A 12,562-nucleotide genomic window follows, 5' to 3' on the forward strand; every position below is an offset into this window, starting at 1 on the left:
CATGATTTCCTTTAATCTTTAAATTCTTGTGCGTCGGTTGATACTTCTCTTACCGCTAATGAGAAAGTAACGGCATCAGAGCTAGGCGCTAGCCCTGCAAGCTGAGTTTTAGCAAAGCCAAATAATGTTAGGGCTTGCCACGGTGAATGGTTGCCTTTAATAACAAAGCCATCTTTATCAAACCAGTTAAATTGATACTGTAAGTATTGCGACTTTTTATAGGTACTCGCTAAAGTTACCACCACATCGGTCAGGTTATTTGTTTGACGCGTTTTTACATCACTAATTAAAAGCTTTTTAGCTAACTGCGGGTTATTAACGTTGAGCTGCTCTTTGTAAGCGTTGGCAGCTTGCTCAACCCCAATACCTGAGGTTACAGGTCGGCTGCTACATGCGCTGAGCATAATTAACGCAATAACGGGAAGTATGTATTTCATGATGGCTCCTAAAGTTGCACTACATGGGAGTTAAAATAGTTATTAACAGAGGTTAGGTAGATTAACGTTAACCCTTGCTTACTAACGGTAAAATTTATTGGCGGTTGTGAGCCAACATTTAAAGTGTGTTCGCCTGCTTTTACGGCACTGCGAGCAAGGCTGATCTGATTAGGCAGGGTAAGCCAACTGCGCGTATCTGCTTGCTCAGATGCAAGATTATATAAATTTGCTAAAATGTTCCCCACATCACCGGCACTGCGCGCAAGCTCTGCACGCATTTTTTCTTTAGCGACAAGGCGTAATATTTGCCTTGAAACACGCCCAGCTACTTGCTGCTCTAAGGTTTTAGCAGCCAGTGCTTCTAAATGCACTAACGGACTTAATGCTAATACTTGGTTATTAACCTTTATATTATTTACTGCGCTGCTGTAGGCATTATTTATATAAACGGGCATTGCTAGGCTATAAAAGCGGGCATCTCCCTGCGAAGTATAAATAGGCAATCGCAATTTAAACTCGTGCTGTTTTGGTATCAGGCCTTGTTCAAATAATATAACTACTTCGCCTTGATTTTTATCTATGGCGTTTACTTCACCAAACTGTCGCTTAAATTGCTGGTAGTCATCCGCAAAACCTTGCTGCTTAGCAAGGCGCAATATATCTTGCTGTAAATACGGATTGTTAGGTTGTATTTCGAGCGCTTTTTTATAGTCTATGTAGGCATCATCGCCTTGCTTTGCCGTTTCATATAACAACCCGGATAAGTAAAACGTGTACGCATTTTGAAAGCCATTTTTTACCGAGCGAATTAAATTATCCATATCTGGGTAGTGTTGCTGTGCTTGGGCAATGGCATTATCAAACTCGCTTTGATTATCAAGTAGTGCATCAACTTGTACTTTATTGGCACGGCGTATTTCAACTAACGCGCTCTCAATATCGCGTTTATAAACATAATTAAGTGCTTTGTAGCTATGCAACATACTCATTTCGTAAGCAGGGGGGATATAACCTATCGCTGAGTCGTTGGTTAACAGCGCATTACTTTGCTCAAGCCCTGCACTTACTTGTATTTGGGCTGCTTGGCGCTTAGCTTGCATTTGTTGGTAGACAGTTTCAAAATATGTTTGCGCACTGTCTGGGTTATTCGCTAAATCAGCAATACGGCCTTGCTCTAATTGGTTCAGTAAATAATTACTATGTGCTTTACTGTTGGTTTTTATAAGGGCGCGTGCATTTTCAATATTATTATTACTAATAGCTTGCCTAACAGGGGTGGTGTTTGTGGCATAATCATTAAACAGATCGTCAAAGCCTATAGTGCTGCAACCACTTACAATAAAGCAAAAACTGAAAATTAAAATGTGACGCACACGCACTCCTCTTATCTATTTTGTAAGGTTAACACATGGCTTATAAATGTAGGTGTGAAAGATTGTAAAAAAGCGTAGTGTATAAACATAGGTTAAAAACCCTTTATTATTAAAAAATAATCATGTTAACGTCTAAAGGTTAATAATTAACGTAACCGTGTCTAAAGCGGTGCTATTTTTTAGGTTAGGAATTCATTTGAAAGCCACTCTGTTTACTATTATCGCGTTAGTTGCTTTTGCTGCCAATTCGTTATTGTGTCGTTTAGCGTTAGCCCAAGGTTATATTGATGCGTGGAATTTTACTGCTATACGGCTACTCAGCGGGGCGGTGTGTTTGACTATTATTATGCTGCTCTATACAAGGCAGTTAAATAAAAAAGCACAATTAAGTAGCCCCGTTATTAATGATACCGGAAGTTGGCGAAGCAGTGCGAGCTTGCTGATATACGCGCTGTGTTTTTCTGTTGCCTATATAGAGCTAGATACCGGCATGGGCGCACTTATTTTATTTTCTGCGGTGCAATTTACCATGATTAGTTGGGGTATATATAAACAAGAGCGCTTATCTGCTGTGCAATGGCTTGCATTTATTGTGGCGTTTGCGGCTTTTGTTTACTTAATGCTACCCTCGCAAACAGCACCACCGTTAATGGCGGCATTATTAATGAGCATAAGTGGCGTGGCATGGGGAATTTATAGCATTAGAGGCAAAGCGTGTGTGTCACCACTTAGGGCCACTACTTATAACTTTATTCGCAGCTTATTGGTGCTACCTATTTTGATTGTGGTGGGCATGAGCCAGCTTAAGAATATTCGTATGGAAGGGGTGTTACTTGCCATCGGCTCAGGTGCGATAGCATCGGGTGTTGGTTACAGTATTTGGTATGTGGCTATGCCATTATTAAAAAGCACGCATGCAGCTATAGTGCAGTTATGCGTGCCCGTTTTGGCGGCTATTGCAGGAGCGGTATTTTTATCGGAAACATTAACTCTGCAATTTATGCTCTCCAGCAGTATCATTTTATTAGCGATATTGGTTTTTACGTTAAATAAAAAAACTAACTAATACTGCTTAGCTGGTGGACTGACATTGATCACAAAGCGCTCATATAAAGCAGGTAAGTGGGTTAAAATAGCGTCTTTACCTAATAAATCACTCTCTTTAATACAATTGTGTAATACCTCAAGTGATAAATGGCTCATAAGCTGCTCTGACTGCGCAATGTGGCTAATATGCCAAAGCTCAGGGGCAACACCGCCTAAATCGTGCTGATAAGGCCGATAAAATCCAAATTCTGCTAGGTGAGTGTCTAGCCATTGACTTAGTTCGGCAAAAGGTCCGCCATGCTGATATTCATCGGGGGTTAGTTGCAACTCATAATCGTCACTCACTGCGCTTTTATCAAAAATATCTAAGTCAGTGCCTAAATGATGGCGACTTGCACCTGGCAGTGCAGAGTACAGCATTATGGCGGTACATTTTTCAATATCACTCAGTGAATTTAGTTCAATGGCTTGTTGCGCTTTGTTTAACACCACGCGCTTATTTGAAAATTTAGCATTCCAAATAGCCGATTGACGATTAAAATCCCGAAAGCTTGATGCAATACATAAATCAAAGCCAGCGGATGCGGCCGCTGATTGCAGTGCAATAAAGTCGTTGACAATATTGGCATGCAAATAATGGTTTTGTATAGCAACTAGGTGTGCATCACTTTGCCCGGTGATACATTGTATGAGTTCTTTATTTGCATTCATTAAGTTAACAGTTGTTCTAATATTTGCTCGTAAATATCCGCCAGCGCGATTAGGTCGTCTGTACTGACACACTCATCCACTTTATGAATTGTGGCGTTACGTGGCCCCAGCTCGATTACTTTAGCGCCGGTTTGGGCAATAAAGCGGCCATCTGATGTTCCACCTGTTGTTTCTAAGTTAGTGGTTAAGCCAGTTACTGATTTAATGGCAGCGACTGTAGCATCAACTAACGGACCGTGATCGGTTAAAAACGGTAGGCCGTTTACAATCCAATTTAGTTCGTAATTCAAATTGTGCTTTTGTAAAATCGCGTTCACTTTTTGTTGCAGCTGCTGATGAGTAACTTCGGTGCTAAACCTAAAGTTAAATTGTACTTCAAGCTCACCGGGGATCACATTACCAGCACCTGTGCCGCCATTAATGTTAGAGATTTGAAAGCTGGTTGCTGGGAAAAAATCATTACCCATATCCCATACAGTTTGGCTTAGCTCAGTTAAAGCTGGCGTGGCTAAATGAATTGGGTTTTGTGCTAAATGTGGGTAAGCCACATGCCCTTGCACACCGGCTATGGTTAGAAAACCAGTGAGTGAACCACGACGACCGTTTTTAACCACATCTCCGAGCACATCGCGCGATGAAGGCTCGCCAACAAGACACATATCAATTTTTTCTCCGCGCTCTTCTAAAGTATCTATTACGCGGGTAGTGCCGTTGATAAAAGGGCCCTCTTCATCTGAGGTGATCAAAAACGAGATAGAGCCTTTATGATCAGGGTGCTTGGTTACAAAACGCTCTGTTGCCACAACCATGGCTGCCAGTGAGCCTTTCATGTCGGCTGCGCCACGGCCATGTAATAAGCCGTCTTCAATTAGCCCAGCAAAAGGGGGGTGCTGCCAATTTTTTTCAGGCCCAGTGGGCACCACATCGGTATGACCTGCAAAACAAAAGTGTGGTGATTGCGACCCTTTTCGTGCCCAAGTGTTGAGGGTGTCGGTAAAAAACAGCGATTCGATGTCAAAGCCAATTGCGCTTAGACGCTCATTCATCATATGTTGGCAGCCTGCATCTTCAGGGGTAACGGATTCACGCTGAATTAAAGCTTGGGCTAGGGTAATTACTGGGTGAGTCATTATTTAAAGATCTCATCGTACTGGGCTGCTTTAAAGCCTAAATGGTATTGCCCGTTATTAATAAGAACAGGGCGTTTAATCATTGCAGGTTGTTGAACCAATAAATCGATAGCAGTTTGCTTAGTTAAACTTTGCTTTTGCTCATCTGACAATACTCTGTATGTTGTACCACGTTTATTAACAAGTTGCTCCCAGTCAATATGCTCTGCAAAATCGCTGACCATACTGTGATTAACGCCGTCTTTACGATAGTCATGAAAAGTGAATGCGATGTCATTATCGCTTAAGTATTTTTTTGCTTTTTTAATAGTGTCGCAGTTGCTAATGCCATAGAGAGTGATCATAAATCTACTTCTTTTTGATAATAGTTAATAAGGTATCTACACCTGCATTGACCTGCGGGTGAGAATAATGAAAAGTGCCTAAATCGTGGCCATTGAGAATAATAAGGCTGGCTAAAATAGGCGCATCGAGTTCACGCAAATCAAAATAAGCAAGCCGTTGGCCTTTGGTTATTTTGCTGCCATTAAGCTGGGCAATATGAGTATGTGTGAGAGTTTGCGAATCAGGAACGGCTAAGTTTATTAATACTTTTAAGCCATTTTTAGCTTTTAGAATAAATTCGCACCCGCCGCTTTTAACTTGCAACAAAGTCCCATTAAATGGCGCTAACACTTTATGGCTTGATAAACTGACAATAATCCCTGGACCTAAAGTTCCAAAGCGGAAAAAAGCTTCAGGGTGGGCGTCCATTGGCATCACTTTGCCACTGAATGGACTCGTTATTTGTATTGCGCTTCGGCCAATTTTATTTTTAGTTAAATAGCTAACGTCTTCAGATTTCATTATTAATTAAGTTACCACGTTGTAGCCATCGGCTTTAAGAGCAGCGATTGCTTTGTTGACCGTTTGTTTTTTTACTAAAATATAGTCGGTGTCGTAGGTTGAAATTGAAAAAATCGATATGCCAGCTCTTGCTAACACCCCTGAAATATTTGCCATGATACCGGTTAACGAAAACCCTAAGGGGCCAATTACTTCCAGTGCTTGCCAATTTGACTCTGTATCTTGGCTGTCAATTATAAACTCATCAGGGCAGACAACCGACAGTTCATCGTGCGTTTTTGAAATAAAAAACAATGGTTGTTTTAACAGTGCAGGGGGAATGTCAGCATCAAGCGCTAAACTATGAATTGATAAAACAGTACTGTGTAGTTGTAGTGTTTGTTTTGACATAAAACCCATCGCTAGCAGCAATATAATAGCTTTATAGTATAGAGTATTGAATCTAAATTAAAGGCTCAAACTTAGCCGTTGTTAAAGTTTTTACTAATTAAAAAATAATTGTCCACAATTTCTGTGGATAAGCTTGGGGGTTGTAAGGTATAAATAGCCTAACCTATTAATAATTAATTAAAAATTGGCTAGGCTATAAAAGGCACATGTAAATGAAAGGGGTTAATTAAGTGCCTCAACTTGTGCTGCTTGTATGGCTGTCAAAGCAATGGTGTACACTATGTCGTCGACTAATGCGCCACGGCTTAAGTCGTTAACCGGTTTACGCATCCCTTGTAACATAGGACCGATACTGATTAAATCAGCGCTTCGTTGTACCGCTTTATACGTGGTGTTGCCGGTATTTAAATCAGGGAATATAAACACCGTTGCTTTGCCCGCAACAGGGCTGTTTGGTGCTTTTTTAATTGCTACACTTTCCATAATTGCCGCATCGTACTGTAGTGGCCCATCTATAATTAGATCAGGGCGCTTTTGCTGGGCAAGCTTAGTTGCCGCTCGCACTTTTTCTACATCAGCCCCACTGCCTGAATCACCCGTACTGTAACTTATCATGGCTACGCGAGGCTCAATGCCAAATGCCGCTGCTGAGTCGGCAGATTGAATTGCAATGTCGGCCAGTTGTTCGGCATTAGGATCGGGATTAATTGCGCAATCACCATAAACCAGTACCTGATCAGGCAATAGCATAAAGAACACAGATGACACTAATGATGAACCTGGCGCGGTTTTAATTAACTGTAACGGTGGGCGAATGGTATTGGCAGTGGTGTTTACCGCACCCGATACCAGACCATCGACTTTTCCTTGCTCTAGCATCATGGTGCCAAGTACCACGTGATCTTGTAGCTGCTCTTTGGCTATTACGTCAGTAAGGCCTTTATTTTTACGGATTTCCACCATAGGTGCCACGTAGTCATTTATAATACTGCTTGGTTCAACAACGGTTACATGCTCGTTGAGCTCAATGCCTTGTTGCTCTGCAATACGTAATATTTCATCACGGTCACCCAATAAAATAGTTTTAGCAATGCCGCGCTGGCCACAAATAGCGGCTGCTTTAATGGTTCTAGGTTCGTTACCTTCAGGTAGTACAATTGTTTTATCGGCTTTGCGAGCTTTTTCAGTTAATAAGTATCTAAAAGCAGGAGGAGATAGTTTACGCGTTTTCCCAACACTTTTAGCTAAGCTGTCTAACCAATCAGAATCTATATATTCTGCATTATGATCTTTTACTTTTTCAATGCGTTGTTCATCATCGCTTGGCACTTCTAGGTTAAAGTTATGCAGCAATAATGAGGTACGCCAAGTATCGCCTTCGGTTGCTAAAATAGGCAGACCTGTTTGCATGGCCTGTTCGCACAACGCCATAATACGCGGCTCAGGCTCAAAACCACCTGTGAGCAAAATAGCACCTAGTTTGGTACCGTTCATAGCAGACAAACAGGCTGCAACCAGTATATCTGAACGATCACCTGGGGTAACCAGCAATGCACCTGGAGTAAAGTAATTTAGAATATTTGATACTGTGCGTGCACAAAAAGTAATGCGTCTGAGTCGACGGTGCACCATATCGCCTTCGTTAATCATAGTGGCTTTTAAATAAGCACTTAAATCTTTAACGCGCGGCGCTACCAGCTCAAAGTCCCATGGAATTGCGCCAAGTAACATAAAAGGATTTTTTCTAAAAATAGGTAAAGAAGCTAGGCGATTAAGCTCGTTATCAAGTGCTTCTGGCTTGTAAGTATCGACTAAATCAGCGCGAGCGCGACCTTCTTCATCTAGAGGGGCATTTACTTTGTTGAAAATACAACCCAGAACACGAGGGTGATCTATGCCACCGTAATTTCCGGCAGCAATTTCAAGGCGATCTTCAATTTGCGTAATACTGTAATTTCCAGGAGTAAGCACAAATACAATATCGGCCCCTAAGGTTTGTGCAATTTCACGGTTTATGCGACCCGCATAAGGTTGGCGACGAGTAGGCACCATTCCTTCGATTATGGCCACTTCGTCATCGTTTATTTTACTTTGAAAACGTTCAACAATTTCCTCTAATAAATCATCACCTTTACCATCGCCAATCATTTGCTCTGCGTAATCAAGTGCAAACGGTGTTGGCGGATTAATTGGTGAGCCTTGAGTGACAATTTGAGTAGACTTTTCAGGGCCAGTTTCACCTGCACGTGGCTGGGCGATAGGTTTAAAAAAATTAACCTTAACCGTCTTTTGTTCCAGCGCTCTTACTAAACCAACTGATACTGAGGTTAAACCTACCCCTGTAGAGATAGGAACCAACATAATACGACGAGCCATATTATAACTCCTTGCTGATGTTTGCGGCATCAAGTGCAATAACCCATTCTTCGTTGGTTGGCATAACTACAGCCTTGCTTGTTGAATTGGTGGTACTAATTAATCCAGCTTGGCCAAACCGTGCATCAAGGTTTGCTTGAGGGTCTAAATTGATACCCAAAAAGGCTAACTGCGTAAGTACTTTTTCGCGAATAATATCGGAATTCTCGCCAATCCCACCGGTAAAAATAAGTGCATCTAATTTTTGTAGCGGTACCATATAGGCGGCTATTTGTTTTGCTAAGCGGTAGCAAAACATATTAAGTGCCAGCATGGCTTGCGAGTTGCCAGCAATGGCAGTCTCTTCAATAGTACGGCAATCGTTAGATAGCTCACTTATTCCTAATAAGCCACTCTTTTGATTTAGCAGGTCATCAATTTGCTGCGCAGTGTAATCAAGCTGCGTAGTTAAAAAGTTAAATAAGCCTGGGTCAATGTCGCCACAACGCGTACCCATAACTAGTCCTTCAAGTGGGGTTAAGCCCATACTGGTATCGACACTTTTTCCGTTTTTAATCGCACACACAGAGCAACCATTACCTAAGTGGGCACTAATAAAATTACTTTCTTCAATAGGGAGCGCCAACAATTTAGCGGTTTGACCCGCCACATAAAAATGGCTGGTGCCATGAAACCCATAGCGCCTAACCCCAAAGTCTTTATAAAGCTTATAAGGCAGTGCATAAAGGTAAGCAACTTCATCCATGGTCTGATGAAATGCCGTATCAAACACGGCTATTTGTGGTAAATCTTTAAATGATGCTTGTGCAGATGAAATACCCAGTAAATTAGCATGGCCATGTAAAGGAGCTAATGTGGCTGCTTGGGTAATACCTGAAATGACGTTTTCGTCGATTAACACAGATTGGGTAAAATGCTCGCCGCCATGAACTACACGATGACCCACTGCCACTAATTGCTCGTCTAGGTTGTGATCTTTTATTAAATCAACCAGCGTATCAATTGCATGAGCATGTGCTTGATTAGCAGCAAGCTTGATAGTGGTTTTTTCTCCCTTGAACTTATATTTGATTGAGGGAGCATCATCACCTAGGCGCTCAGCTAAACCTGAAATAATGTCGTTTCCTGTGCTTGCATCAATAATCGCAAACTTCAGACTTGAGCTTCCACAATTGAGTACCAAAACATGGTTTGGATTATTTAGGAGTGTTGGCATAGATTCATTTTCCATTTAAGTATTAATCAGTACACTTGGTTGATGTATAAGCCCTGTAGGCTCAAATGAGTGTAGACTAAAGTGTAGTTGACTTTATTGAAAGGGCTTTGTGAAATTCTTTCGATAATTTATGCTTTTTGTGAGTTTTACTTATGAAATTAAGCATTTTTACCGATAAAGTGAAAGCAGCTATAATTGTGTTACACTTTTATAGGTATTACGTTTGTTGAAGTGTTACAAACCGTGACGGTGAGGATTTATTAATGCAAAAAAGTGTGATGTCGCAAGTTCAATTAGGGCGTTCTTATGCTAAAACGTGGCCAATGCGTAAAGAGGTTGCGCCATTATTTGCAGAATTTAAAGTGATCAGAGCCACTGAGCTTGCGATTACAGTAATGCCAATATTAGCCATGCTGACCCTGTTTTTTCAGATTAATTACTTAGGCTCGGATTTTCTGCCCCAAGCGATTGCCAGTAGTCTGTTTTTTATCTCGTTGCCATTGCAAGGGCTTTTATGGTTGGGTAAACGTGCACAAACTGAATTAGAGCCCGCTATGCTGCAATGGTATAACGAGTTATTTGCAAAAATGGTTGCTAACGGTTATGACGCGCAAATGGGGAAAAACAAGCCCCGCTATTTGGAGCTTGCCGAATTACTAAAAGATATGTTCGATAAAATGGATAAAACGTTTACTAAAGAGCAGTTTTAGTAAATTGCGTGACATAAAATGACAAGGTGACGCTATGCTGTTGTTTTTGCTCAAGTGCTTGCCAATGTTCTGGCCTGAACTTCCACGCAAATGGTGTCATCATAATTAAGTTTTTAACATCGTTAAATGTAAGCGATACCTGCTCTGTGATTAATTGTTGCGATGTATTTTCAAAGCCCGCAGGTGCTGCTATTTCAGTGTGTTCGTTTACGTTGCTATAAATATAACCTTTTAGTTCTTTCAAGTGAGTTGGGCCTGGGCTTGCCACAATTAAGCGACCGTTATTTTTAATCAGACGCGCAAGTTCACTGTCAAATAAAGGCGCAAATACACTAACTAATACGTCAGCAAGCTGATCATCAAAAGGCGCTTGGCTGATTGAAGCAACGCTAAAATGGCATTGTTTGTAACGTTTTGCAGCATACTTTACTGCCGACTTTGATATATCAACACCATATACGTTAGCTTGGCTGCTGTTGGCAATGGCATGAGTATAAAACCCTTCACCACACCCCAAATCAATCACTATTTCGGCATTAAGTGGCTTAACGATATTGGCTAAAGCCGTTTGTAAAAAGCCATAATAACCTTGTTCTAAAAATGAGCGCCTAGCCTGTACCATTTCTAACGAATCGCCAGGCTGTTTAGAATTTTTGTTTTGCACAGGGAGTAAGTTTACGTAGCCTTCTTTGGCAAAATCGAAGCTGTGATTATTATCGCATCGTAATGTTTTATCATCGAGCGCTAGTGGCTGTTTACAAATAGGGCAATGGTAATGAAGACTCATGAGCCTAAATAGTCCTTATCAAAAAAAGTTTTTACCCAATGTGGGCGATAGGTGATCAGTACAGTGATTGCCATACCGTTTAGCATAGCTTCAGGAAAGGCCAAAATAGGACTTAGGTAAATATAATTCTCGCTCAGCTGATGCCAACTGTATTCACCTATTGCATAATAAAAAGCACCACCGAGTATAATGTTAACGCAGGCAACAACACCTGCCGTTAAAAAGCTACAAACAAATATATAGATAAAAAAATGCCGTGCTAAATAGTGATAACAGACAATAAAAACTAAATAGCTGAATAACACCGGTATAAAGGCACTAATAATGAGTTTTAATGCGACTAATTCAGGTGTTATTTGTCCAAAAGCAGTTAAAAGCGCTGTTGCCAGTGCACAACTTAAAATAGCAAGGCGCCACCCTAGTGTTAGAGTAACCGCGGTTATACCTAATATATGCAAGTCGAGACCGGGCAAAATACCGGCCTTGATACGCCATAAGAAAGCGAGCACCAGCGCACAAGCAAATACACCTGTTTGTCTTGCTGGGGTATTAAATAAGTGACTGTATGTTGATTTGTTAATGCTTAAAAAGCCGATAACGATGACAACAACCCACAGTAACCCTTGTAATTGCGCGCTCAACATAATCGTTAATTAAACTCTGACCAAATAGGCGCATGATCTGACGGTTTATCAATAGCACGTAATTCGTAATCTATACCAGTGTCGATACAGCGAGCTGCTAAGTCGTGCGTTGCCAGTACCACATCAATTCGAAGGCCGCGGTTATCAACAAACCCTTTTGAACGATAGTCAAACCAAGAGTATTGGTCGTTAGTTTCTGGATTTTGTTCTCTGAAGGTGTCTTTGAAACCCCAGTTTAATAGGGTAGCAAGCCACTCGCGTTCAACGGGTTGAAATGAACATTTCCCCGTTTTTAACCAACGTTTTGCGTTTACCTCGCCAATACCAATATCTAAATCGGTTGGTGAGATATTTATGTCTCCCATGACAATTACATCTTGATCAGGGGTGAAATGGCTATTTAAGTGAGTCATTAAATCTTGATAAAATTGACGCTTGTACGGGAACTTGGTTTCGTGATTAATGTTGTCGCCTTGAGGGAAATAACCATTCATTACATGCAGGTCACGGCCATCTTCTTGTTCTACAGTGACACTGATCATGCGCTTTTGCGACTCATCGGTGTCGGTAGTGAACCCTTTTAATACCGATTTAGGCTCTTTTTTGCATAACATTGCCACACCGTAATGCGCTTTTTGCCCATGAAAATAAACGTGGTAACCCATCTTTTGTACATCGTCTAGCGGAAACGCTTCATCGTGCACCTTGATCTCTTGAAGACCAATAATATCTGGCTGGTGTTTATCAATAATAGCTTGTAACTGATGGAGGCGAGCACGCAGGCCGTTGATATTAAAAGAAATCACTTTCATAAAGTTTACCTTCAAATTTATTTTCATTATTGGCTAAATTGTATCAGCATTTAGAGCGACATAACATGACTGAAATGAGAAAA

Annotated in this window: 14 protein-coding genes; 2 read left to right on the forward strand and 12 right to left on the reverse strand. The window is 41.1% G+C overall.

Annotated elements, in window-relative coordinates; translation table 11 throughout:
• Positions 1–11 precede the first annotated feature (11 nt).
• Entirely contained in the window at positions 12–437 is a 426-nt protein-coding gene (locus BW139_RS14220) for a YcfL family protein (protein ID WP_076920101.1), read from the reverse strand.
• An 8-nt stretch (positions 438–445) separates the two neighbouring features.
• Positions 446–1,810, reverse strand: a complete 1,365-nt coding sequence (locus BW139_RS14225; RefSeq protein ID WP_076920102.1) for a COG3014 family protein — start codon at positions 1,808–1,810, stop codon at positions 446–448.
• A 196-nt stretch (positions 1,811–2,006) separates the two neighbouring features.
• On the opposite strand from BW139_RS14225, the gene BW139_RS14230 reads away from it, so the two are divergent.
• The gene (locus BW139_RS14230; RefSeq protein ID WP_076920103.1) at positions 2,007–2,876 is read left to right on the forward strand and encodes a DMT family transporter; all 870 of its coding nucleotides are present in this window, start codon (positions 2,007–2,009) and stop codon (positions 2,874–2,876) included.
• Here the strand turns inward: BW139_RS14230 and BW139_RS14235 are convergent.
• The 7 genes from BW139_RS14235 to BW139_RS14265 all read right to left on the reverse strand — a co-directional run bounded on the left by BW139_RS14235 (position 2,873) and on the right by BW139_RS14265 (position 9,526).
• Positions 2,873–3,568, reverse strand: coding sequence for a M15 family metallopeptidase (locus BW139_RS14235; protein WP_076920104.1), 696 nt, complete (start codon positions 3,566–3,568; stop codon positions 2,873–2,875). The genes BW139_RS14230 and BW139_RS14235 overlap by 4 nt on opposite strands.
• The gene (gene dapE / locus BW139_RS14240) at positions 3,568–4,698 is read right to left on the reverse strand and encodes a succinyl-diaminopimelate desuccinylase (protein ID WP_076920105.1); all 1,131 of its coding nucleotides are present in this window, start codon (positions 4,696–4,698) and stop codon (positions 3,568–3,570) included. The genes BW139_RS14235 and dapE overlap by 1 nt, the downstream gene beginning before the upstream one ends.
• A complete protein-coding gene (locus tag BW139_RS14245) occupies positions 4,698–5,042 on the reverse strand; it encodes an ArsC family reductase (RefSeq protein ID WP_076920106.1) in 345 nt (114 codons plus the stop codon). The genes dapE and BW139_RS14245 overlap by 1 nt, the downstream gene beginning before the upstream one ends.
• Positions 5,043–5,046: 4 nt before the next feature.
• On the reverse strand, positions 5,047–5,544 hold the full coding sequence (locus BW139_RS14250) for a PTS glucose transporter subunit IIA (RefSeq protein ID WP_076920107.1): 498 nt from the start codon (positions 5,542–5,544) through the stop codon (positions 5,047–5,049).
• 6 nt (positions 5,545–5,550) lie between these two features.
• Positions 5,551–5,934, reverse strand: coding sequence for an ACT domain-containing protein (locus BW139_RS14255; protein ID WP_175611415.1), 384 nt, complete (start codon positions 5,932–5,934; stop codon positions 5,551–5,553).
• Between the two features lie 222 nt (positions 5,935–6,156).
• Positions 6,157–8,310, reverse strand: a complete 2,154-nt coding sequence (gene pta, locus BW139_RS14260) for a phosphate acetyltransferase (protein ID WP_076920109.1) — start codon at positions 8,308–8,310, stop codon at positions 6,157–6,159.
• A 1-nt stretch (position 8,311) separates the two neighbouring features.
• Complete coding sequence (locus BW139_RS14265) at positions 8,312–9,526, reverse strand: acetate kinase (RefSeq protein WP_076920110.1); 1,215 nt, start codon at positions 9,524–9,526, stop codon at positions 8,312–8,314.
• Between the two features lie 263 nt (positions 9,527–9,789).
• On the opposite strand from BW139_RS14265, the gene yfbV reads away from it, so the two are divergent.
• Positions 9,790–10,236, forward strand: a complete 447-nt coding sequence (yfbV, locus tag BW139_RS14270) for a terminus macrodomain insulation protein YfbV (RefSeq protein WP_008110007.1) — start codon at positions 9,790–9,792, stop codon at positions 10,234–10,236.
• Here yfbV and rlmA read toward each other — a convergent pair.
• Genes rlmA through xthA form a run of 3 tightly spaced genes read right to left on the reverse strand, consistent with a single transcriptional unit; the run spans position 10,220 to position 12,479 of the window.
• Complete coding sequence (gene rlmA, locus BW139_RS14275) at positions 10,220–11,023, reverse strand: 23S rRNA (guanine(745)-N(1))-methyltransferase (RefSeq protein ID WP_076920111.1); 804 nt, start codon at positions 11,021–11,023, stop codon at positions 10,220–10,222. The two genes, yfbV and rlmA, sit on opposite strands and share 17 nt — an antisense overlap.
• Positions 11,020–11,667, reverse strand: a complete 648-nt coding sequence (locus tag BW139_RS14280; RefSeq protein WP_076920112.1) for an energy-coupling factor ABC transporter permease — start codon at positions 11,665–11,667, stop codon at positions 11,020–11,022. The genes rlmA and BW139_RS14280 overlap by 4 nt, the downstream gene beginning before the upstream one ends.
• Before the next feature lie 5 nt (positions 11,668–11,672).
• Entirely contained in the window at positions 11,673–12,479 is an 807-nt protein-coding gene (xthA, locus tag BW139_RS14285; RefSeq protein WP_076920113.1) for an exodeoxyribonuclease III, read from the reverse strand.
• Between the last annotated feature and the right edge of the window lie 83 nt (positions 12,480–12,562).

Origin of the sequence: Pseudoalteromonas sp. SK18, from assembly GCF_001974855.1 — a bacterium.
Classification (GTDB): domain Bacteria; phylum Pseudomonadota; class Gammaproteobacteria; order Enterobacterales; family Alteromonadaceae; genus Pseudoalteromonas.